The sequence below is a fragment of the Enterococcus sp. 1001283B150225_161107_E12 genome, assembly GCF_015556925.1.
Taxonomy (GTDB): Bacteria; Bacillota; Bacilli; order Lactobacillales; family Enterococcaceae; genus Enterococcus_B; species Enterococcus_B mundtii.
Genome location: NZ_JADNNI010000008.1, coordinates 57,344 through 76,758, shown reverse-complemented (window position 1 = coordinate 76,758; position 19,415 = coordinate 57,344). Strand labels below are relative to the sequence as shown.

Genomic DNA, 19,415 nt, shown 5'->3' with positions numbered 1-19,415 from the left:
CCTCCTGCTAAAGAACATAGCGTTTCGTAAAGTAATTAATCGCATAACGACATTCATCTAATGCATGGTTGTTTTTATCCACTGGGTAGCCAGAATCATTCCGAACGTACATTCCTAATTCTTTGATGAAATGATAGTGACCATACTTGCCATCATGATCGTAAAGAAAAAAGCGTCCTTTTGAAAAGGCGCTTTGCATACGTTCGATACCTATTTCAATTTTAGTGCCATTGCTGGTTACTTTGTCTTTTGAGTTGTTATCTGCTTTTGTTGTGACGATTCCTAACACACGTAATTCCTCACTCAATGACTTACAGGCTGGATCGACAAAGAATTTTGAATGCTTAGGCAGCCATGACCACTCTTTATAACACCATTCTTTAAACTGCTTAATTTCCTTGGCATACTCACTCATCGCTTTCGTGACACCCGTGTCGGCACCACTATGATAGAAGTTGGCCATTCGATAGAGATTATACTTTCCGTCTTTCCATGTAACGAGATTTAAGGAACAGGTAGTAGCATCACTTTGTCCGCCGTCTGCACTAAAGAACGCTTCTACAGACTTGCCTATAATTTCTTTTGTCATATGGATATCTTCATTAAACATTGAATAGATCACACCCTCAGGCATCACACGGTCACCTAGCCAATCTCGTTTGTAAAGATACTCGGAGACTTTACATTCCGCTTCCCATTCTTTCAAAGCTTGTTTCGTTAAAATAGGATTATCTTGTGGTCGCCAATGACGAAACTTAAAAGACCCAGTTTCTATAAAAGGTTTAAGAGTTTCTAGGTTCGGATGATTTGGTGCTGGCGGATTCTGTTCAGCGAGATGATAACGAAAACTAGAAGCTTTAGTCCGACGAAAAGCCTCCTCTATGACCGCTTTGTTAAGCAGATTGAATTCCAAAAAAGTGACAGTTCCAAATGACATACCAGTGATAGCGCCGACAGCATTTACTTTTCCGCCGCCTTTATAATAGATCCGCTTTTCTCCCTCTGGAAGATTGATCCATAAATGATCCCCATGCTCATCGTGTCGAATCTCAGCACAGCTGGCAAAGATATGTTCCAGTCCGAATCCTTCACAATCCATAAACATTCTGTAAGCTTGTTCTTGGTTGTAAGCAAGTACAAGATGATTGGTGTCGGGATGTCCTGCATAGATCAGCGCCATCTTTTGTGCATCTGACATCGTTTTTCCCGAACGAATCGTTCCCTCGTTCAATTCCATCCGAATTCCCTTGAGCGATTGGAAAATATTCTCTTGTTGCTTAGTCGATAGTTTCAACCGGCTCATCTGCATCACTCTCCTCATCTTTCTTTATTGGGCCAATAAGCGATTGACCGATATCGATAAGGCCCTGTACTTTATTTTGCTCACCTTGTTTCAGAATAAGTTTAGAGACTTTATGTTCGAGAATATCCGCTTCAAAGGCTAGCTTCCGTTTCTGCTCTTCCATTAATACAACTTTTCCTCCTAATAGAGATAATTCATTTAGTTGTTTAATCGATTTTGTCAACTGGTTACTAATCCGAGTTAGCGAATCTTCAATTGAAAGAATATCATCAATTTTACGGTATACTTTTCTACTTACTTGGATATCTTGCATTGCTTCACGTTTGATTTCTAGCTTTTTGCCATCTTTTTCTATGGGAGTTTTTATTTTTCTTAGCTGTTGTAGTCGCTCAACTTCTTCCTCATTTAGCCCTTCTTCGGCTTTTTTGATTCTTTTCATCATTCGTAGCTGCCTAATCTTCAGTAACCGTATTTCTTCAGACAAAACAAAAGAAGGATCATCATCCAAACTTGAATAGATGTCCTTCTCATCATCACTTAACGTATCAAAGAATATTGTTTCATATTCGCCAGTTTTCAAAGCGTTCTTATTACCTGATGGCGGCGATGCTCTGCTATTCCCTTTATTCCCTATGGCATTCTGGTTACCGATAGGTGCGCCACCTTTATTTGCAGTACTACAATGATTATTTGAAGTACTACATTCATCTTTTTGCAGTACTTCATTCCATTTGTCACGTGATTTCCATGCTGAAATAGTTTTTTCTGGGACAGATAACTTTGCAGAAATTTCTCGGTTAGTTATTGTTCCATTAGACTTTTTAAACAATTCGAAAGCTTCATCACGTCTTGGATCACGCTTTCTTGCCATTCAATATACACCACCTCACAATCTGATTAGGTTGAGTTTTGTTTTTCTATTTCCCTTCTTTAGCAACATTCCATTCTTGCTTTAGATATTTTCTTATCTCATCTCGAAATTCAATAATAAGGTCACTACTTCTGGTATCATCTTTGTAAAAATTCCCACTATTTACCTTCTTTAAAATTTCATTTATAAATTCCACAATCTTTTCATTCTCTCCATCTTTATCTGGACCAAAATAAATCATTAAAAGATTTGCAGCATTGTTCAATTGAACCCTGATTTTTTCTTTTTCTTTAGCATCTACTACATCATCATAATGAGATAAAACTTCCTCATCAGGTTCGACGTCTGCAGTTATAGTTACAGTATTACTTTCTATATTTTCCACTCTAACATTTGTCGGCTTTCCGACAATTCTTTTAGGTGAATACTCTAGATACAGTAAACAATTTGTAATAAAATCAGCAGATTGGACACGGACTTGTGTAATCCACTCTATTCTTGCTTTTGCTTTCAAATTAGCATCTATTTGCTGTTTAGCGATTTTCTTTTGTATGCATACATTCATAATCACACCTACAAACACAAAAAAAGCAGATACAGCCGAAACAGTAGCTGAAACACCTGACCAAATAATCCCTCCATTTGAATCAATGAAAATATTTGATAACATTTCATACCTCCGTTAGTTTTATTTTAATTATCTACTAACTATCGATATCTTTCAACATAAGATCAGCTTCAATTAATATTTTTAAATCGGAAACTTTATCCAACTTGATTTGTCCTGATTGGAGATTTTTCAACCATTTCCCCAAAGCGACACGAATGATCTTTTTATATTCTTGAATGGACTCTGCTTTCTCCATTGCCTTTTCAATCTCATAATCTAAATCAAAGTTTTCGTTTTCCATTGTGTAAGCCCCCCGCATTTGTTAGAATGCTAAAAGACACAGAACTGTCTAGAAAGCACGCGCGTGTGGTTTCTGTGTCTTCGGGGGCTTACGGTCCTTGTTGAAGTAGTCGAGTGTTAGCGCACTCGGCTTCTTTTTTATTCTGAAACTAAAATTGCTTCGTTGCCTGTTGCTCGTTCCCATCTTTCAATAATTACATCACAAAATAGAGGATCTAATTCGAGAGTATAACAAATACGTTCTAACTGATCGCAGGTCATTAATGTACTACCAGAGCCACCAAACAAATCTAAAACGATATCTTGTCTTTTAGAACTATTTTTTACTGGTATAGCAATAAGTGATAATGGCTTTTGCGTCGGATGATAATATGCATTCACATCATCTTTGGGAACTCTCCAAATGGTTGCTGGTAAATCTTCTAGTAAGTCGTCTTGCCAAACCGTTGTCTGTTTCCTATCTCCGTACCACGTAGGTGCATATCTTTCCTTATGTGCATAAAAAACTGGTTCATGTTGCCAACGATACTGACTCCAACCAAATGTTGCATTATTTTTAACCCAAATACACTGCGACCGAACTATAATTCCTGCGGCATTCATGCTATTTTCAAATTCTCGCTGATAAGAAGATCCATGAAAGACATAAATTGCCGAGTTGTCTTCCATGGCATTAGCATAGTTTTGGAATACAAACATTAAAAATTGATCAAAATCTTCATCACTCATATCGTCATTCATAATTTTATCTCGTCCAGATTCGTTTAATTCTTTATTATCAGATTTCACCGCTACATTATATGGTGGGTCAGTGACAACTAAATTCGCTTTTTTACCTTGTAGCAATCTTTCGACGTCGCTCGCTTTCGTAGCATCGCCACATAATAAATAATGCTTACCCAGCTTCCATAGTTGACCATATTTAGTTCTAGGATCAGAATGATTTTCTATAAATTCATTCACTTCGAATCCATCTTCTATTACAGGCTTTTCGGTATCTTCTTTATACTCAAACGCAGTAAGTAATTCTTCTACTTCTTCCGATTCAAACCCTGTTAAAACAATGGTTTCATTTTCTAATTCTTTCAACAAAACAGAAAGCTTTTCATCATCCCAATGCCCAGTAATCTTATTGAGAGCCACATTAAGAGCTTTTTCCTTATCAAGTGGTAAATCAACGACAGATACGTCTATCTCTTCGTATAGGCCCAAATCTTTAGCCACAGCAACCCGTTGATGACCGCCTACGAGATTTCCTGTTCGTTTGTTAAAAATAGGTGGATCAACAAAGCCGAATTCCAAAATGGACTGTTTTAATTTCTCGTATTCGGCCATACCAGGTTCTAACTTAATTCTTGGATTATAATCAGCAGGCTTTAAGTCCTGTAACTTCATTACTTCAATTTGCATTTGTATCCCTCGAATTCTTGTTAATATTTTCTTCAATATGTGATTCATTAAAGTAGCCATATCCACAGTATCGAAGATTATATTTGTCAATTTCTTTCGGTGTCGCTTCTCTGGTCATTTCTACAATGGAGTATTTCTTTTTGATCTGAACTGACTGGACGACTCTAACTAGATCACCTTCATTCGGCTGTGGATACCTATTAGATAGTGATACGTACCAGTAGTTTCTCATCACGTGGCCTTCTCTCTATCTGAGATCAAATCATTGTAAAGAGCAGTAGCTCGTTCCTTTCCAACACGTAATCTACGTTGAATAGTTCCAATCGTAAATACTTGACCTTGACCAACTTCTTCAAAGCCCTTCTTTAATTGTTTCATTTCCTCAAAATCTTTATCAGTGTATTGTTTCATGAGTTCATTCCTCCTTAAGACAAAATAAAAAAGACCTCTCAACGAGCGATCTTATGTAACTACACAGAGAAGTGTGTTTGATTTTCTTATAAATGGGCAATAATGATTTCACTAGACATTAATGCTCGTTTTTTGTAAACTGTTTTTTACTATAGTCATTTGCCTATACTAGCGGAAACTAGTATAGGCTTTTTTGATATAATTTGATTATTGGCCTCTGACGCATCTTGGATTAGCGTGTAATCTTTCTCCAAATTATTTGCCTCGTTTTCATAATTCCCTCCTAAGATATTGGTAGCAAGACTCTGTAACATCCAAGTTTATCTCATACATTCTAAGTGACAGACTTGTGTAAACAGTCCTCCCTAGACAATACACTTTGATCAAATGTTGTAAAAAAATGTAGCTTGTATTGCTTACGAGTCTTTACCTTGTCCCTTCTAATCATTCATCTGATTTAACTTTTTCATGACTTTTTATCCTTTCGCTGTATAATAGAGTAAAAAAGAGAGGTAAGTAAAATGCCTTACTATGTGATCAAAAAGAAAAAGTTAAAAATATCGAATAATCGATTCGTCATTCACGAATGCACTTGCCATCGTATTAAACAAAAAGATGAAATCACTGCTATCGGGTATCATACAGAACATAATGATGCTCTTCTCTCTATTAGCTTAAAAAGACCCTCAGACGAATTTTTATTTTGTAGCTTTTGTTGCAAAACTCGAATTATAAGTGAATAGGCCCTACAATCTGCCAGATTTGATACCGGCAAATTTTTTTCTCAAAACAAAAAGCTATCCTTTATAGGACAGCTTCTCTAATATCTTTTAACTTAACTACAGCTACCTTATTGCTGTCGTCCACTAACTCGACGACTGCTGTTCTTTCTAAAATATTACGAATTTTGATTTTATAAAGTTCTTTTTCTCCGACTACTTTAGCCATGTAGATGCCATCTTTTTTCAATTCACTAGTTTCTAACATAAATCGTTTCACCTCTGAGAACATTTTCCATACAGGATAAACAATTTTTGATAATTAGTAAAGCATGTTCATATTGTAGATACAAACAAATCCAACAACCTTACACAAGCCTGACAACCGCTTCTCTTCCCTACCACAGCCTCAGTTGCTATTGTTATGGGTCAGATACTTATTACACTGACCAGTGTTAAATAAGTCCTCCCAAAGTCACTGGAGTGGGATTGCACTACACACAAGAACCTACTAGATTCTCACGAGGTTATTCACATTGACCGTTGCGTCTCATACTTCCGCCACAGCGACATAATAAGAATAGACAGCAACATATGAACTATCCGCAGGAGCTGAACCCCACATCCTTTAGTTTATTTGCTGCTGTCTATCGAAGCTTAATTACAACGATGAGGGAGATTTCCTCCCTTCAAATTGTTTTTGTCGAAGTCCTGTTTCCTAATCTTTCGACACTATCATAATAAATCATTTGCTAGGTAGTTGATCGGTACAAAAAAGGTATAAAAAGGAAAGCTTCTGGGTAGTAAATGGGTATAAAAAGTGTAAAAACTGGCTACTTAAAAGCAACCAGTTCTAAGGAAGAAGCAAATTGAATGATGATTTTGTTCGATTCTGCTTTTACAGATTCCTCGCTCGTATTATTTCTTTGAGCAGTTACATAAATCGACATACCGTTGATATAACGATCATAGAATATCTTTTTCCGTCTTTCTGTTACATCAGGTTTATGCGGATGCTGAATTGCTGAATAGCCACGAATAAATAATTTGTGCAAGTACTCAAATTCTTGTTGTGCTTCCTCTTTCTCAATCATCATTCGTTCTGCTTCAAATGTATTATTTGCAGTAGAAGGTGGAACCAAGGAGTAAGATGCTGTTACTTTAGGCTCACGAGGTTGACCTACCCTACATCTAGCTGACAGATATGCTGAAAGGAAAACACCAACATTATGTTTTGTGCGATCCATATCCACATCTTTTGCCTCTGGTGTCTCATACTTCTTTACATCGAAAAGTACCATCCATTGATTCCTCCATTTATGATATAATAATTGTGTCAGAATTATTAATTAAGGTCGGAGGAATCCGGCTTTTTTTATACCCATGCTTATGCTAAGCTTTTCAAGTAGCGAGGTTGCACTCGTTACCCATATACATGTTGAGCTATCTGGCGGAAAACAGATGGCTCACTATTTCAATATTCTGCTAAGGACAGCCAGTGGTCGGCTGTCTTTTTTATATTTAATGAGAAGCCTTACTTATTTTTTTATCTTTATTACGAAAAATGATATTATCTATTGATAATAAAGCGTATAGGAGATGGTTGAGTGACTATGTGGAGCATGCTGTTATTTTGGATTCCCGTTTGTATTGGTGTTGTCGCGTTTTGTTACTTTGTCAAACACTCTAGAACAAATAAGCTCCTCATGTTATCTTTTTTACCTATAGTATTTTTTATTGTACAAATTGTTAAACATACCTATATTGAATCGCAAGAAATATTCATTTTTTATGTGGTAGGTTTATTTATCTCTGTGGTCTTTTTCATAATGATACTTTCCTATTTTTATAGAAAATAAATTTTTCTCTTAGAAGTACATTCTTTCGCTGTTTATATAGTCTTCATATCCACTAATCGAGCAACTGCAATATTCGCTTTGCTCTTTGCCAGTCCTCTATAAAATTTGTTACTTTCTCAGATTTCATTGTTGATCCGTCTTTATTCCATATAATTAAGCTTTTAGCTTTTTCCATCTTGACACTCCTATTCCAATTGTTAAAAATTTTTGTGCTACTTGCCTCTAGACAAGTAACTTTTTATTCGTTTGGTTTCTTCATCGAAAAACTTTTGCAACCATTTATTAAGTATTCTTAAATGGAATTTCATTACGAGAAAGGAAACAATAAAAGAAGTTATTGTAGAGACTAAAATGACTATTATCAATCCCCTCATCCTTCCACCTCTTTCACTGGCACAGCAAATGGCCAGAAGCGTTCGTCATTCCCTTTGATTTCCTTTTCAGTAAAAGTTGGAATATGTGCTTTGTTATTTGTATAATCAGCGTTTCCTTCTTCATCTAAAAAAGTATATTTCCATCCACCTTTATTTTCACTCAATATCACATAATACATCGGCTCTTTCTCGACCTCGTAGCCATCTTTCATGCGAATGAGTGTTTCGATTGGATTTTTTTCGAATTGGCAAACCATTGATGAAATTCATTACGATATTCTTTGCTAATCTCCATCGCTCTAACACATTCGTAGAATATTGGAATTTCTAAATTATCCTTTGCATCCTCAAACCACTTAGCTACAAACTCAGGCAACACTGGCTTTTGCTGTTCCTCCTTCATAAAAACTAACCAATGTGTTTTTGTTCACTTGCTTGAATATATCTGAGTTTCAATCTTATTATTCGTCTCTAAATCTCTAACGTGTTAGCGTTAATTTGTGGGGGGATTTAGGGGGTGGCTCATTTGTTTATAACTGCAAAGGTTATCTTTTGAGTGATAGTTATTCTTTTCGTCCTAGTTATTTGTAGATTTGCAAAATGCAATGATCAATGTTACACAATGTTTCTTTTTGCAAGTCCGATTTTTTATTTTATATCTAAAATCTTTAACTATGGACTTGATCAATCGTTATCTATTTTTATTAGATATTTGATTGGCCTATTTCTCGCAGTTGTTACTTTTATCGCATATCTAATCTATCGCTTTAAAAAGTAACAACTAAACCAGTCTATATGGCTGGTTTCTTACGTCTACTCCTCTAATAGATCACTATTCTCCCAAATATTCCCGATTACCTCTTCTTCACCCGTCCAAGAATAGCCATTATTTAGTCCTGAAAGATACCATGCTGGCATACCACCGATAAACGTCCCGCCATACTCCTCTAACCAAATGACTTCATGAGGACAACCACTAGTACATTTGATAATATCGCCTTGATAAACGTCTACACCGTTCTTATCCTTCAGTCCTGTAGATTGCATGAGTATGGTATCGACTTCAAAGCTGTACCAATCACCTCTACCGTCTTCTATCGATAAATAGCCTATATTATCAATAAAATCTATTAATTCAACTTCATGCATTGTCTTGTTTTTCTTATCCCATGCCCGAAACTTCAGTATCATCTGCTGTCTTCCTCCATATTCTGAAAAATAATAATAGCTTTCTCTGCATCTTTTGTAGCTTAATTGTACAGGTAACTTCTTAAGCGACGTATGGCTTTGCTAATCATTACTCTTTTCATTATCCTTTTCCCAATCACTCATTTGCTGGCCTCTACCCCAAACCGCAACTTGGCAAGTCCGATGATCAGTAGGTATTGCTTGTCGTACTCGTTGTCTCCGTGAGTCTCTTTCAGTTTGTGTAAACTCATATAGATTGGCATCATCCAAAGAATCTCACTACGGTTTTTAACCTCAGTATCGTCGGAGACCCATTCACTTTATCTCATTTATTTCACAATGAATGTATAGAATTATAAAACACACTACTATTCATCAATTATGTGTTAAACTTATATAAAGGAGTGAAATTTATGCTAAAAACACAAGTTGATATTGTATCAATAATGAAAACTGTCTCATTACAAGTAGCAGATTCTTTTGACAGTGCTTCAATTATTGCAGAATTCGATACACCCAATGAACTAATTGAGTATTCAGAAAAAAATTTTGATTTAACATCAAAAAAATTTATAGAAGAGTTTGAAAAAAAATTTCAAGAAACTTATGTTGCTGAAGTAATTAAACAATTAAAAGAGCAAAGTGTGACTTTTAATTAGCCTCTACTCAGAAAGGGGCTTTTCTATCTCAGCAAAATACGGTAAATTTTCCTTTTACGACTTCCTTTACAATAATTGCTAATCTCTAACAGATGAGAATGGCAGCGAGATTATCTATCCCTTGGCTTACTTTTCAAGAAACTCTTGTAAATTAACGACGTGCCGATAAACTAAAAACCATTCCTATAGTCACAATGAGCATAATTAGTTTTTTCATTTGCTGTCCTCCAGATCACTAGACTTTACAAACACCCCATCAACCATTTGCCCAGTACGTCCTTTAATTTCGTTCTAAGCCTGTACTAAGCACTCCTCAGCAGTCAACCCATGCTGCATAGCTGAAATGATAAGAGTAACAAGCGTGTCTCCGATACCATCTTTTACGGCTTTTAAATTGCCACGAGCCATACCAGCTCCGACCTTTCCAAGTTCCTCAATTACCTTCAACATCTGTTTCTCTGGTTGTGCCTGATCCAATCCTTTATTTTTAGCCCATTTCTCAATATTTATTGTCAGTTCGTTCATTTTTCTTCCTCCATGTATTTAAATTGACGGCCCTTAGAGTCAATATCCATGTGCTTCGCTCTGCTCCATATGATATTTTTTGACAGCCCAGTAATTTCTGCTAACTGTTCAGCTGTACCTGTAACTAGAATTCTGTCGCCATGCCAAATTGCAATTTTCCTCGGTGTTTTTCTTCTAAGCTTCTCAGTCCATATCTTTTTACCAAGCTTTTGTACTTCTACGATGATTTTTTCATCTTCTTGCCAAGATTCCGCACTGGTTAATTCAGCAATTCGTTTCATTGCTGCTTTCTTATCCATCCTGACAGTCTCCTTTCAATAATTTGAGTACTTGATCAAGTGCACTCTCACGTCCGCCGTGAAATGTATTTAACCATTTGTCTTCATACGAAGCGCTTTGCCTCATCGCTTCTTTGTGCATTAGCTCCACTTGAGCTTTCAACTCATTAATTTCCATGACAGTACCCTTGTCTTTCGAGTTCTCTTAAATGTGCTTTTAATCCTTTGATACATTCCCAAAAAAGCAATTTCATATAAGCTGTTTCCCTTAGTTTTGTACGATCAATGTAAAAAGCATAATAATGACGTAATTTCGCCCAACATCTACGATCATTTTTGATCTGTTCGAGATTAACTGCTGCCAGTTGATCATGTACGATTCCTAAAATGTCATACTCCTCATCTTTTTTGTACTTAGCGATTTCTTTAATTAATCCTAAGTAGTCAAAATTAATATCCAAATCTTCTCCCCCTTACGCTTCATCCCATCGGGGCTTATTTGATCGTTCTAGCGCTTTTTTCTTTTGATAGGCTTCTTGGTCGATTGCCCATTCAGGAAGTGTCTCTCGTCTTCCTGTGCGCTTGTAGCTACTATTCATCTTCTTAGGCTCACTTTTTTCTTTCCTTGCCCAGCTTCGAATAGTGGCCAAGTAATTTTTATAAGTTTTACCAGCTGATTCACAATACTCGGATAACCGTTCAATCCTTTCTTGATAATCATTAGGGAATTCTGTTTTGAGTTTCTCCATTTGGTCATCTGACAAGAGAACATTTTTATATTCCCCGTATTTATGACGGATGGGCTTAGCCTTCGATTTTTTCGAAGGCGGTAACTCTCTTATATATTCTTTTGTATTATTAAATGTATTATTAATAGATGTATTATTATCTTGATAGATTTCTTGGTGACCCCCCGCCAAATTTTCTTGGTGACCCCCACCAAGAATTCTTATATACCTAGCCTCGATTTCTTTACTACCCTCTTTGTACTTAACTTCTCGGTAGATATAGCCTTTTTCTTCAAGTGACTTTAGCCAATTCTGAATTGTTGGCTTACTTACTTTGTATTGATTGGCAAAGTATTCATTACTAGCCCAGCAATAACCTTTTTCATTACACAAAGCTGTGATTTCTCCATAAAGAAGTTTTGCACTAGGTATCAATGAATCGTCATATCTAACATTTGCAGGTATGATAGCGTAATATCCTCTGTGATCCACTTTTTATCCTCCAATATTTAACTTTTTGATCGTTTCTTGATTTAACTTAATCCCTTTGATTTGGTACTTATTTTTAAAATTAGTTACACCGATTTGATGTTTTTCTGTGTGGTGTATTCTGCAAAGTCCTGCGTAAGTGTATTCTGAATGATCAATTTTTTTACGTTTTCGTCTACCCAATGCTTTATCGAAGTGATCAATGTCAGCTCCTGTTCTTCCACAAATACAACAGACTCTTTTCGTAATACACTTGTAGAAGTAGTATTCTTGATTCGCTGGTAAGATTTCATATCCTTCTTTAAAAGGAATATGATGTTCAAAGATGAAATCTAAGATGATATTTGCTAGGATGTTTACATCGCTCACAGTTGTATTCGATTCGTCTTTGAGGCTTATTTTCCGCCCTGTGACACCTTCAAAACGAAAGTAGAAGAATTCCTTCCAGAAATCTGTTGGCGTGCCTGTATCGATGAATATATCCCCTATGAGCGCATAAATGAAGTTTCTTTGCTGGGCTGTGAAGCGACGTGGATCGATAAAACGCACTTCAATGATCCGATCACCTTCATAGCCTTCGTACATTGTTCTTAAACGTTCGATGTTTACTTCTTCGTTGATTGTTGCGCCAATGTAGTTGCCCCTAAAATTCTTTAGTACTGCAGAATATGAATCGATTAATGGTTTGAACACTCATATCACTTCTCTTTTACTTCTTCTTTGTATTGGTCTTCTAACCAGTTAACACCTCGTTTCAGAACACCTAGATCACGTTTAGTCCATTTGCTATCATCCGCTGTAATAGAAGCCGCATCAGTCAACGCAACAATTGCTTCATCAATTGTTTTTTCATACTTATTAGCAATAAGCTGTAAAGCATCCAAAAATAGTTTTTTACTTCGCTGACTCGCAGTTTCTAGCATTGAAACATCCTCTGGCATATCTTCACCGGCAAAGATATATAAACCAAGACCGAACATTGCGAGGTTTTTTACTAGACAACGCATGATTGTCTTGTTGATATCGAACATAGTTGCCGCTTCAACTCTCTTTTTAACTTTTCCAACAATTTCTTTTTTCTTCGTTTCGTTATTCCATTGATAGTCATTAACTTCATAGGTGTACGGCTCATCTTTCATTGCCTTGTTTGCTCCGTCCATCACTGGCAGCCACATATCACGCTTTACTCCAGTGACTGTGATACTGGTAAAGACCATGTACCCTGTTTTCTCATCAAAAAGATAAGGGCGATTTGTTTCTGGATCACGATAGATTTCGTAGTCTACCTCTTCACAGATCTTACTGACTTCTGCCCACGCCCATGCCCAAGATAGATAAGTCAGTTTATTTCTTTTTTCGACCACATCATTGACGGTTATCTTGTATAGGCTATTGAATAATTTGTTATCGGTGCGTTGCGTTCCTTCACTCATCGAATTCTTCCTCCATTTCAGCAATGTATTTTTTCCCTTGTCCGTAGTATGAGATATCGATCAAATTTCCCCTCTCGTACTCTTCAAGCGCATCAATCAAGCCATCTTCGATGACGTAGATATATTCTGGTTTATTTGAATGTTTTGATAGATGGATAAGATAGACATGGTCATAGATACTCACAAAATTCCCCAGATCATCTTGATCACATGCTAGTTCTTCATCCGTCAAAAGATTTCGTCTAATTTTTCGGTTATTTGTTCCTTTAATATTCATTTTTCCCCAATCAGGGTCAGTCAAATATTGATCTAGAGTGGAAAGTTCTTTTTCCATGTGTTAACATCTCCTTAGATGTGTTTTCTTTAGTGACTCTATGCTTGCAGGCGGAGTCACTTTTTTTGTATTTTTTCTCCACACTTTGAACAATACGGTCCATCCCATGGATGACACTGTTGTAGTAAATTATTGTTAAAACGTAATGTATAGCGACAATCCGGACAATAAAAAACATGTCTGTAAAATAGATACTCTTTTATTTTTTGTCTTAATTTCATTTAATTTCCTGCCATTTCTTTTGTTTATTGATCACCTGTTGACTTAAGAAAGTTGACTTATTGTCACGCCACCATCTATCAGCAATCACCTTTCCTTTTTTCAAAGCTTCTTTTCGTTTCATATGTTCTCCTTTCCTTGGAATCTAATAGGTTCATCAAAACCATTAAACTTGCGAAAATACTCCCTCCCACTACGCTGTAGTGCGCTACTAGTACGAGTAAACCTAAAATGACTCCGATAAAAAGCGTGTCTGTCTTTTTCATAGTCTTATCTCCCTATTTTTAATTTCTAACTTGCGTAAATCTTCAAGCTCATTCGCAATCAGCTCTGCTTGTCTATCTGAAAGCTCATCGGCTTTTCTGAGTGCTGCACGATCATCCTGTAATTCTTTTCTACGTAGCCTTATAAGATTGATAATTTGGTGTTCTTGTTGTACTGTGTATGCCATCAAATTACCTCCTATATATCCGTATTCAGTGTCGAAAATTCGCAATTCTATCTACGACATCAAATTTGATTCCTCCTCATCCCTGCTTGTGCAGGTTCTCGTTATTGTTGTGCCTATGAGATTCTTCTTTTTGGTATAATTTAATTATCAGCACTGCAATGCTGAAATAATCGAAAGGAGAATACTAATTGAAAAAATATATAATAAGCTTTCGTTATCTTGAAGTCGCTGACCCAGAGCTAGCTATCAAGATTCGCGCAAAGATTGAGTCTTTGTCACCCGATACATGGATTCACGTTTTGGAAAATCAATTGTTAGTTCAATCTGAAAAAAATATTGAAGAAATATACTCGTATCTATCATCAGAGCTAAAAAATGTACGACTTTCAATTGCACAATTTGATAAGATTTTCATAAACGATGGTTTTATGAGTGAACTTGAATCCCGTAACTACTAGAATCTCGCTCGCCTAACATAATCTTCGTACAGAGCGATGTATTCTTTTTTTGAAATTGGCGGCCTTTCAAAAGTCATTCCTGAAAAAATAGATGACTGTTCATCAGAATCTGTTACTTTTTCAACATTCAATTCATGATGCTCCTTACTTCCTCTAATAGTAGGGAGCGTTTTTACTATTTCTTCTGCAAACTCTAGCTTTTCAACTAATTCCTTTGCATCTTTCAATTGCTCTATGGTTAATTGGATTTTTTCACTAGTTAGGCAAACAACAGCATCATCCTCGTTTATGACAGTTGAACCCAAATCTCTTGCAGCATTTAGAAACATCTCAGCGCCTTCCATCATCGTTTCCCACACTTGCCATTTTTTCTCTAATTTTTTATTGATTTTCATTCTGTTACCTCCTATGCGAGTTGTTTTTGTTCGATTAAAGGAAGTATTCCGTTATCCTTCAAAAGTTGATAGATAAAAATATGACCTTGTTGTGTCCACTTAGTACTAGGTTTCAAATTCTCGCTACCTTGTACTGGGATCATCTCGGTATGTGTGTAGCCCTTGTCTTGGTGTTTGCGATAAAGTAACCAAGCATTACCTTGACGGTACTGAACACCTAAATCATGCAATAGATTGTTCATCTTGGTTGCGCTCATGCCGTAATTTTTAGCTATGATACTGATTGTCATAAGGCTTTTGTTTTTTAAAATGTTGTCATAGTACTCCGCTTTGGGTTGTAACTCATTTACCCGTTGTTCAGCGACTAATCGTAAAGCACGTTCCTCTTTAAGTTTGGTTGCTACTCCGATAAGTAAATCTGGGTTATTTAGCAACTCATCTGTTGCATAAATACCGTGTTTACGGATTGCTGGTAGGACTTCGCTTGTCACCCAGCGTTTGAACTTTTTTGCTGACGGCAAGTTGCTACCAAAAATCAAATCATAAACTCCACTTTCGTTTATTAAAGTTGGATACTGGTTCCTTCCTAATTTATCTTTAAAAGATGGGGTGGTGTTTTGGCACCCTATGATTTTGTCTTCATTTTCAACGTGTTGTTTTAAAGCGTTATTCGAATCTTTAAACCCTAACGCTGTTGCAACATCTTTCCCTACAAAATATGGTTCATCATTTGCTAAAACCGTTCGAGCCTCGTTTTGTTCGAAATTAAAAATTTGTGGTTGATTCATTGTGTTGCCTCCATTCTCTAATACTCTGGTAAATCATCAAATAATCGTTTTAAAAACGGGCGGATATTCTCGGCATCGAAAAGCCATTTACCATCTGTGTCTTTTTTAGCTAACTTGTTTTTCCGAACATATGGGTCATCGACGATGTACTCCATTATCCATGCTCGTTTACGACGAGTAATTTTTTCCATGTCAGCAATAGTTAAAAACTGTGGTCGTAGATAATGCTCAAACAGTTCTCTAAGGTATGCGTCTGCATATTCTTTCCAGTACGCGTCATCAACCTGAATATCCACCGTCACTGACTGTCTTTGTTGCTGAAACATAGATTACGCCCCCTTTACTATTGCAATCTGTAAATCGTTGGCGATTGTACGTTTGTATGCCTGGGCTTTAGGACCTTTTTGAACACCTTCTACAATTTGCTTGGCGTATGTCGGTGAAGTTCCGATTAATTCTCCTAGGTATTTCCAGGTTTTATCTTGACGTTTCATTTGAATCAGGACCATTTCATGAAAATCTTCAATGACCATAACGTCACCTTCTTTCTTATTTTTCTTAAACGTGTTTAATAATTTTGATATAATTCTCATATCAGCGAGTGGTCCGCTGAAATAATTGATAAGGTGGTGATTTACGTGAAGAATGTTTACGCTAATTTACTTGGCGAATGGCAAAATCTGTCAGCAGATCCTAACTGCGTCATCGGAACTAATCATTCAGATCCCAACACTTGGTGGAGAGAAGAGGGACATGAACTATTCAATTATGACTACATTAATTTGCATTTTCGTGGCCAAGACTTCCGCATTCACCCGTCATTCATTCAAATTGTCACTGACAAGAATTGATTGCAGGTGATTAGCAGTTCTGTTCAAATCAAGGTCTCTGAATGTTAAATTTTCTTCATATTCATGGACCTTGTTTTTCAACGTATTGCTCACAACATCTGAAACCAATTCCCATTCCGCCAACGTCATCTCCTCGCCTTCATGCAGGATTGTATTTATATTTTCTTTAGTAACCATCTTTCTCACCTCATTTCTCATATAGTTAAACTAGAAATATAGCTAGAAATTAAACTAATTATTGACATTTTTAAACTATAGTGTAAAATAAAACCATAGCTAAATAAGACTGAAAAAAGCCTATAAATCAGTATTTCTAAGTTTACCGACCTCGAAATTTTTTGATTTTTATTGGTGCTATTTAGTTTTGTTTCTAGCTAAATAACTAGCTTATGAATACAGTATATTAGACTATAGATTAATTGTCAAATTATTTTTAATCAAAAGTTTAATTTTATGTGTTCTCTATTGAGGAGAATCTTGAGATGACGGTATTTGATAGAGTAAAAAAACTAGCTGACAAACAAGGAATTTCTATAAATACTTTAGAAGAACGAACTGGATTCAGCAAAAATTACTTGTACTCTTGGAAGAAAAAAGTACCTAGTGGCAATAATCTAAAAATTATCGCTGACTACTTCGGCGTAACAACTGACTATCTACTAGGACGCACAGACAACCCTAATCCAATACAGGAACGTGTGCCTGACGATTTAGACAAGATGCTCGACAACGCTATGACTTTTGGTGGTAAACCACTGACCGATATAGACAGAGCGGCAATTCGCGCTTATATAGAAGGTAGACAAAGTTCGAAGTGAGGTGAGTGTATGCAGTTATTAGAAACGGTACTTAATGAATGTGGCGTAGGTATTGCTTATGTTGAAATGGAATCAGATGGCTGCTATATCGAAGAAGAGCATATTATCTTCGTTAACTGCAGCCTCTCGCAAGAAGACAGAAGAAAAACAATTTATCATGAAATAAAGCATGTTGTAGATCACAAAGAATTTATTGAGCTCTACAAGATATTTTATTTCAGAACTAAAATGGAATATGAAGCTGATCGCTTTATGATTGAGAATTTACTCTACGATTTTTTATCTGAATGTCATATCGATCCATATCAAATAAACATTTTTTCATTTATGGACTACTATGAACTAGATTACAATTGCGAATCTACTATCAGAAATCTTATTTTAGAAATGGTAAGAAACGAAGTTGCAGTTTAATTATTATTTTTTTGCCTGGAAAACGAACATACATTCTTGAAAAGGGATTCATTATGTCCGAAAAAAATTTGACTATACCAAACGGTTTTTTACTACAGAATGAAGCAAAATTTAATATTGACATGGATAACTACTTAAATTTAATACTAACAAATGATGTTTTGTCTCAAATAGAAATATCCGAAGGAGATATTGCGTTAGTAAAAAAACAACAGGCTTTCAAGATAGAGAGTTAGCCGTGTTAGAGTCCTAGAATGTCTAAGAAAGGTGTTGATTATCATGGCTAGTATCAAGCAACAAGAAAACGGAAAGTGGCGTTTTCGTATTCGATATAAAGATAACGGAAAATTTAGAGAAGTTTCGAAAAGTGGGTTTAGAACAAAGAGAGATGCACAAGCTGCGGCAAATGAACTTGAAAGACAATATAATAACGGTGTTCAGATTGGAGCTAATAACATATTAATGGCCGACTATTTGGAGGATTGGCTCGAAGTTTACAAAAAACCAAATATCAAACAATCAACTTATCTTAGGTTAGAACGTTCCATAAGACTTCATATATTACCTACGTTTGGAATGATGAGTTTAAAGGAAATAACCCGTACAGATATTGTTAAGTGGGTAAATGACCTAGATACCACAAAGCAACAAACAAGAAACACAATTCGATCAAATCTAAATGTGTTACACGATGCATTAGAGACTGCAGTATATGAACTCAACTATCTTGAAAAAAATGTTGCTAAAAAAATAAAACTCCCAACCGCTAAAGAAGAACAGAAATTGAAATTCTATTCTAAAAATGAGCTTGCTCAAATGTTAGAATACTTATCCTCTTATAAATTAGGTAAATACGCTCATTCCATTCAATATTACGTCTTATTCTACCTGTTAGCGAGTACTGGTCTCCGATTAGGCGAAGCTTTAGCGTTAGAGTGGTTAGATATTGACGGAGATAAATTAACAGTAAACAAATCACTATCTTACGATGATCATAACAATTCAATAATTACGCCACCTAAATCAAAAACAAGTATTCGTACGATCAAAATTGATGATCGTCTTGTTCATCTGCTAAAGAAACATAAAATAAACAAGAATGAATGTATTTTGAGGTATCGATCGTACGATAGCCCAATAAATGAATCTATGGTATTTTCTAACGAAAACGGCAACTATTTGCGCCATTCAGTTGTTAGAGAATTTTTCTATAAAACATGTGAACGTGCGAATGTCCCTGTACTTTCCCCTCATGCTTTGCGGCATAGCCATGCAGTTCATTTACTAGAATCTGGGGCAAACATAAAGTATGTCAGTACTCGACTTGGGCACAGCACTATAAGTGTGACTGCTGACATTTATATGCACATTACAGAAAAAATCGAAGATGATTCTTTAAAACTCTACCAAAACTATATGAACGAAAAAGGAGCACTCAAAGAGCACTCCTAAATTTTTTTATTATTTTTGTGGCAAATTTGTGGCAAATGTCAATCACTCACCCCATGAAAAGCTTGAAATCATTGGTAA

Annotated in this window: 32 protein-coding genes and 2 pseudogenes; 6 read left to right on the top strand and 28 right to left on the bottom strand. The window is 36.0% G+C overall.

Going from position 1 to position 19,415, the window contains the following annotated elements:
• Window positions 1-7: 7 nt before the first annotated feature.
• The 9 genes from I2F89_RS08175 to I2F89_RS08135 form a co-directional block, all read right to left on the bottom strand.
• Window positions 8-1,303: a PBSX family phage terminase large subunit gene (locus I2F89_RS08175; protein ID WP_195514169.1), complete on the bottom strand. Its 1,296-nt coding sequence runs from the start codon at window positions 1,301-1,303 to the stop codon at window positions 8-10.
• On the bottom strand, window positions 1,278-2,174 hold the full coding sequence (terS, locus tag I2F89_RS08170) for a phage terminase small subunit (RefSeq protein WP_195514168.1): 897 nt from the start codon (window positions 2,172-2,174) through the stop codon (window positions 1,278-1,280). The genes I2F89_RS08175 and terS overlap by 26 nt, the downstream gene beginning before the upstream one ends.
• 46 nt (window positions 2,175-2,220) lie before the next feature.
• Window positions 2,221-2,844 carry a hypothetical protein gene (locus I2F89_RS08165; RefSeq protein WP_195514167.1) on the bottom strand — a complete coding sequence of 208 codons (624 nt, stop codon included), beginning with the start codon at window positions 2,842-2,844 and terminating at the stop codon, window positions 2,221-2,223.
• A gap of 34 nt (window positions 2,845-2,878) precedes the next feature.
• Window positions 2,879-3,085: a hypothetical protein gene (locus I2F89_RS08160; protein ID WP_195514166.1), complete on the bottom strand. Its 207-nt coding sequence runs from the start codon at window positions 3,083-3,085 to the stop codon at window positions 2,879-2,881.
• A 137-nt stretch (window positions 3,086-3,222) separates the two neighbouring features.
• The gene (locus I2F89_RS08155; RefSeq protein WP_195514165.1) at window positions 3,223-4,494 is read right to left on the bottom strand and encodes a site-specific DNA-methyltransferase; all 1,272 of its coding nucleotides are present in this window, start codon (window positions 4,492-4,494) and stop codon (window positions 3,223-3,225) included.
• Complete coding sequence (locus I2F89_RS08150; protein WP_071866030.1) at window positions 4,484-4,726, bottom strand: hypothetical protein; 243 nt, start codon at window positions 4,724-4,726, stop codon at window positions 4,484-4,486. The genes I2F89_RS08155 and I2F89_RS08150 overlap by 11 nt, the downstream gene beginning before the upstream one ends.
• The gene (locus I2F89_RS08145) at window positions 4,726-4,905 is read right to left on the bottom strand and encodes a hypothetical protein (protein WP_071866029.1); all 180 of its coding nucleotides are present in this window, start codon (window positions 4,903-4,905) and stop codon (window positions 4,726-4,728) included. Before I2F89_RS08145 ends, I2F89_RS08150 begins: the two co-directional genes overlap by 1 nt.
• Before the next feature lie 804 nt (window positions 4,906-5,709).
• A complete protein-coding gene (locus tag I2F89_RS08140) occupies window positions 5,710-5,892 on the bottom strand; it encodes a hypothetical protein (protein ID WP_023520218.1) in 183 nt (60 codons plus the stop codon).
• 565 nt (window positions 5,893-6,457) lie between these two features.
• Complete coding sequence (locus I2F89_RS08135; RefSeq protein ID WP_071866027.1) at window positions 6,458-6,925, bottom strand: ArpU family phage packaging/lysis transcriptional regulator; 468 nt, start codon at window positions 6,923-6,925, stop codon at window positions 6,458-6,460.
• A 306-nt stretch (window positions 6,926-7,231) separates the two neighbouring features.
• Between I2F89_RS08135 and I2F89_RS15695 the strand changes: the two genes are divergently transcribed.
• Window positions 7,232-7,483, top strand: a complete 252-nt coding sequence (locus I2F89_RS15695; RefSeq protein ID WP_081367400.1) for a hypothetical protein — start codon at window positions 7,232-7,234, stop codon at window positions 7,481-7,483.
• A 52-nt stretch (window positions 7,484-7,535) separates the two neighbouring features.
• Here I2F89_RS15695 and I2F89_RS15630 read toward each other — a convergent pair whose 3' ends face one another.
• The 4 genes and pseudogenes from I2F89_RS15630 to I2F89_RS08120 form a co-directional block, all read right to left on the bottom strand.
• Complete coding sequence (locus tag I2F89_RS15630) at window positions 7,536-7,658, bottom strand: hypothetical protein (protein ID WP_010733971.1); 123 nt, start codon at window positions 7,656-7,658, stop codon at window positions 7,536-7,538.
• A gap of 195 nt (window positions 7,659-7,853) precedes the next feature.
• Window positions 7,854-8,099, bottom strand: a pseudogene (locus tag I2F89_RS08130) (DUF1642 domain-containing protein); the annotation flags it as partial.
• A complete protein-coding gene (locus tag I2F89_RS15755; RefSeq protein WP_178946496.1) occupies window positions 8,066-8,260 on the bottom strand; it encodes a DUF1642 domain-containing protein in 195 nt (64 codons plus the stop codon). The gene I2F89_RS15755 and the pseudogene I2F89_RS08130, both read right to left, overlap by 34 nt.
• Window positions 8,261-8,670: 410 nt before the next feature.
• A complete protein-coding gene (locus I2F89_RS08120; protein ID WP_071866025.1) occupies window positions 8,671-9,048 on the bottom strand; it encodes a YopX family protein in 378 nt (125 codons plus the stop codon).
• Between the two features lie 410 nt (window positions 9,049-9,458).
• Here I2F89_RS08120 and I2F89_RS08115 point away from each other — a divergent pair, with 410 nt between their 5' ends.
• Complete coding sequence (locus tag I2F89_RS08115; protein WP_137072774.1) at window positions 9,459-9,704, top strand: toxin-antitoxin system, toxin component; 246 nt, start codon at window positions 9,459-9,461, stop codon at window positions 9,702-9,704.
• A gap of 213 nt (window positions 9,705-9,917) precedes the next feature.
• Here I2F89_RS08115 and I2F89_RS08110 read toward each other — a convergent pair.
• The 10 genes and pseudogenes from I2F89_RS08110 to I2F89_RS08070 all read right to left on the bottom strand — a co-directional run bounded on the left by I2F89_RS08110 (window position 9,918) and on the right by I2F89_RS08070 (window position 14,161).
• A pseudogene (locus I2F89_RS08110) lies at window positions 9,918-10,229 on the bottom strand (MazG-like family protein).
• Window positions 10,226-10,528, bottom strand: a complete 303-nt coding sequence (locus tag I2F89_RS08105) for a hypothetical protein (protein ID WP_137072776.1) — start codon at window positions 10,526-10,528, stop codon at window positions 10,226-10,228. Before I2F89_RS08105 ends, I2F89_RS08110 begins: the two are co-directional and overlap by 4 nt.
• Entirely contained in the window at window positions 10,521-10,685 is a 165-nt protein-coding gene (locus tag I2F89_RS08100; RefSeq protein ID WP_010733960.1) for a hypothetical protein, read from the bottom strand. The genes I2F89_RS08105 and I2F89_RS08100 overlap by 8 nt, the downstream gene beginning before the upstream one ends.
• The gene (locus tag I2F89_RS08095; protein WP_229078077.1) at window positions 10,675-10,968 is read right to left on the bottom strand and encodes a hypothetical protein; all 294 of its coding nucleotides are present in this window, start codon (window positions 10,966-10,968) and stop codon (window positions 10,675-10,677) included. Before I2F89_RS08095 ends, I2F89_RS08100 begins: the two co-directional genes overlap by 11 nt.
• 12 nt (window positions 10,969-10,980) lie before the next feature.
• Entirely contained in the window at window positions 10,981-11,727 is a 747-nt protein-coding gene (locus tag I2F89_RS08090) for a helix-turn-helix domain-containing protein (protein WP_137072778.1), read from the bottom strand.
• A gap of 3 nt (window positions 11,728-11,730) precedes the next feature.
• Window positions 11,731-12,417 carry a putative HNHc nuclease gene (locus I2F89_RS08085; protein WP_137072781.1) on the bottom strand — a complete coding sequence of 229 codons (687 nt, stop codon included), beginning with the start codon at window positions 12,415-12,417 and terminating at the stop codon, window positions 11,731-11,733.
• Between the two features lie 5 nt (window positions 12,418-12,422).
• Complete coding sequence (locus I2F89_RS08080) at window positions 12,423-13,157, bottom strand: DUF1071 domain-containing protein (protein ID WP_137072783.1); 735 nt, start codon at window positions 13,155-13,157, stop codon at window positions 12,423-12,425.
• Window positions 13,150-13,491, bottom strand: a complete 342-nt coding sequence (locus I2F89_RS08075) for a hypothetical protein (RefSeq protein ID WP_137072225.1) — start codon at window positions 13,489-13,491, stop codon at window positions 13,150-13,152. The genes I2F89_RS08080 and I2F89_RS08075 overlap by 8 nt, the downstream gene beginning before the upstream one ends.
• A 217-nt stretch (window positions 13,492-13,708) precedes the next feature.
• Window positions 13,709-13,834, bottom strand: a complete 126-nt coding sequence (locus I2F89_RS15625) for a hypothetical protein (protein ID WP_023520240.1) — start codon at window positions 13,832-13,834, stop codon at window positions 13,709-13,711.
• 138 nt (window positions 13,835-13,972) lie between these two features.
• The gene (locus tag I2F89_RS08070) at window positions 13,973-14,161 is read right to left on the bottom strand and encodes a hypothetical protein (RefSeq protein WP_137072785.1); all 189 of its coding nucleotides are present in this window, start codon (window positions 14,159-14,161) and stop codon (window positions 13,973-13,975) included.
• A gap of 188 nt (window positions 14,162-14,349) precedes the next feature.
• On the opposite strand from I2F89_RS08070, the gene I2F89_RS08065 reads away from it, so the two are divergent.
• Entirely contained in the window at window positions 14,350-14,619 is a 270-nt protein-coding gene (locus tag I2F89_RS08065) for a hypothetical protein (protein ID WP_023520241.1), read from the top strand.
• Here the strand turns inward: I2F89_RS08065 and I2F89_RS08060 are convergent.
• From I2F89_RS08060 to I2F89_RS08040, 5 genes are all read right to left on the bottom strand, one after another.
• Window positions 14,616-15,014 (bottom strand): hypothetical protein, encoded by a 399-nt coding sequence (locus I2F89_RS08060; protein WP_096081726.1) that lies wholly within the window; start codon window positions 15,012-15,014, stop codon window positions 14,616-14,618. The two genes, I2F89_RS08065 and I2F89_RS08060, sit on opposite strands and share 4 nt — an antisense overlap.
• An 11-nt stretch (window positions 15,015-15,025) precedes the next feature.
• Window positions 15,026-15,802, bottom strand: a complete 777-nt coding sequence (locus tag I2F89_RS08055; protein ID WP_195514164.1) for a phage antirepressor — start codon at window positions 15,800-15,802, stop codon at window positions 15,026-15,028.
• A gap of 17 nt (window positions 15,803-15,819) precedes the next feature.
• Complete coding sequence (locus I2F89_RS08050; RefSeq protein ID WP_137072789.1) at window positions 15,820-16,128, bottom strand: DUF771 domain-containing protein; 309 nt, start codon at window positions 16,126-16,128, stop codon at window positions 15,820-15,822.
• A 3-nt stretch (window positions 16,129-16,131) separates the two neighbouring features.
• Complete coding sequence (locus I2F89_RS08045; RefSeq protein ID WP_096081729.1) at window positions 16,132-16,335, bottom strand: hypothetical protein; 204 nt, start codon at window positions 16,333-16,335, stop codon at window positions 16,132-16,134.
• A gap of 285 nt (window positions 16,336-16,620) precedes the next feature.
• Entirely contained in the window at window positions 16,621-16,830 is a 210-nt protein-coding gene (locus tag I2F89_RS08040; protein ID WP_137072793.1) for a hypothetical protein, read from the bottom strand.
• A 305-nt stretch (window positions 16,831-17,135) separates the two neighbouring features.
• Between I2F89_RS08040 and I2F89_RS08035 the strand changes: the two genes are divergently transcribed.
• The 3 genes from I2F89_RS08035 (at window position 17,136) to I2F89_RS08025 (ending at window position 19,337) form a co-directional block, all read left to right on the top strand.
• Window positions 17,136-17,471 (top strand): helix-turn-helix domain-containing protein, encoded by a 336-nt coding sequence (locus I2F89_RS08035; protein WP_137072795.1) that lies wholly within the window; start codon window positions 17,136-17,138, stop codon window positions 17,469-17,471.
• 9 nt (window positions 17,472-17,480) lie between these two features.
• Window positions 17,481-17,885, top strand: coding sequence for an ImmA/IrrE family metallo-endopeptidase (locus I2F89_RS08030; protein ID WP_096081731.1), 405 nt, complete (start codon window positions 17,481-17,483; stop codon window positions 17,883-17,885).
• Window positions 17,886-18,164: 279 nt separating this feature from the next.
• Window positions 18,165-19,337 (top strand): site-specific integrase, encoded by a 1,173-nt coding sequence (locus tag I2F89_RS08025; protein WP_096081733.1) that lies wholly within the window; start codon window positions 18,165-18,167, stop codon window positions 19,335-19,337.
• The last annotated feature ends 78 nt before the right edge of the window (window positions 19,338-19,415 follow it).

Bases quoted from the DNA above. Each gene is read 5' to 3' on its own strand.
- I2F89_RS08155 (WP_195514165.1), bottom strand. From the start codon at position 4,494: ATGCAAATTGAAGTAATGAAGTTACAGGACTTAAAGCCTGCTGATTAT.
- I2F89_RS08150 (WP_071866030.1), bottom strand. From the start codon at position 4,726: ATGAGAAACTACTGGTACGTATCACTATCTAATAGGTATCCACAGCCG.
- I2F89_RS15630 (WP_010733971.1), bottom strand. From the start codon at position 7,658: ATGGAAAAAGCTAAAAGCTTAATTATATGGAATAAAGACGGATCAACA.
- I2F89_RS08075 (WP_137072225.1), bottom strand. From the start codon at position 13,491: ATGGAAAAAGAACTTTCCACTCTAGATCAATATTTGACTGACCCTGAT.
- I2F89_RS08030 (WP_096081731.1), top strand. From the start codon at position 17,481: ATGCAGTTATTAGAAACGGTACTTAATGAATGTGGCGTAGGTATTGCT.
- I2F89_RS08040 (WP_137072793.1), bottom strand. From the start codon at position 16,830: ATGGTTACTAAAGAAAATATAAATACAATCCTGCATGAAGGCGAGGAG.
- I2F89_RS08105 (WP_137072776.1), bottom strand. From the start codon at position 10,528: ATGGATAAGAAAGCAGCAATGAAACGAATTGCTGAATTAACCAGTGCG.
- I2F89_RS08165 (WP_195514167.1), bottom strand. From the start codon at position 2,844: ATGTTATCAAATATTTTCATTGATTCAAATGGAGGGATTATTTGGTCA.
- terS (WP_195514168.1), bottom strand. From the start codon at position 2,174: ATGGCAAGAAAGCGTGATCCAAGACGTGATGAAGCTTTCGAATTGTTT.
- I2F89_RS08070 (WP_137072785.1), bottom strand. From the start codon at position 14,161: ATGGCATACACAGTACAACAAGAACACCAAATTATCAATCTTATAAGG.
- I2F89_RS08160 (WP_195514166.1), bottom strand. From the start codon at position 3,085: ATGGAAAACGAAAACTTTGATTTAGATTATGAGATTGAAAAGGCAATG.
- I2F89_RS15755 (WP_178946496.1), bottom strand. From the start codon at position 8,260: ATGAAGGAGGAACAGCAAAAGCCAGTGTTGCCTGAGTTTGTAGCTAAG.
- I2F89_RS08060 (WP_096081726.1), bottom strand. From the start codon at position 15,014: ATGAAAATCAATAAAAAATTAGAGAAAAAATGGCAAGTGTGGGAAACG.
- I2F89_RS15625 (WP_023520240.1), bottom strand. From the start codon at position 13,834: ATGAAACGAAAAGAAGCTTTGAAAAAAGGAAAGGTGATTGCTGATAGA.
- I2F89_RS08115 (WP_137072774.1), top strand. From the start codon at position 9,459: ATGCTAAAAACACAAGTTGATATTGTATCAATAATGAAAACTGTCTCA.
- I2F89_RS08100 (WP_010733960.1), bottom strand. From the start codon at position 10,685: ATGGAAATTAATGAGTTGAAAGCTCAAGTGGAGCTAATGCACAAAGAA.
- I2F89_RS08175 (WP_195514169.1), bottom strand. From the start codon at position 1,303: ATGAGCCGGTTGAAACTATCGACTAAGCAACAAGAGAATATTTTCCAA.
- I2F89_RS08080 (WP_137072783.1), bottom strand. From the start codon at position 13,157: ATGAGTGAAGGAACGCAACGCACCGATAACAAATTATTCAATAGCCTA.
- I2F89_RS08120 (WP_071866025.1), bottom strand. From the start codon at position 9,048: ATGATACTGAAGTTTCGGGCATGGGATAAGAAAAACAAGACAATGCAT.
- I2F89_RS08035 (WP_137072795.1), top strand. From the start codon at position 17,136: ATGACGGTATTTGATAGAGTAAAAAAACTAGCTGACAAACAAGGAATT.
- I2F89_RS08055 (WP_195514164.1), bottom strand. From the start codon at position 15,802: ATGAATCAACCACAAATTTTTAATTTCGAACAAAACGAGGCTCGAACG.
- I2F89_RS08050 (WP_137072789.1), bottom strand. From the start codon at position 16,128: ATGTTTCAGCAACAAAGACAGTCAGTGACGGTGGATATTCAGGTTGAT.
- I2F89_RS08145 (WP_071866029.1), bottom strand. From the start codon at position 4,905: ATGAAACAATACACTGATAAAGATTTTGAGGAAATGAAACAATTAAAG.
- I2F89_RS08025 (WP_096081733.1), top strand. From the start codon at position 18,165: ATGGCTAGTATCAAGCAACAAGAAAACGGAAAGTGGCGTTTTCGTATT.
- I2F89_RS08135 (WP_071866027.1), bottom strand. From the start codon at position 6,925: ATGGTACTTTTCGATGTAAAGAAGTATGAGACACCAGAGGCAAAAGAT.
- I2F89_RS08045 (WP_096081729.1), bottom strand. From the start codon at position 16,335: ATGGTCATTGAAGATTTTCATGAAATGGTCCTGATTCAAATGAAACGT.
- I2F89_RS08140 (WP_023520218.1), bottom strand. From the start codon at position 5,892: ATGTTAGAAACTAGTGAATTGAAAAAAGATGGCATCTACATGGCTAAA.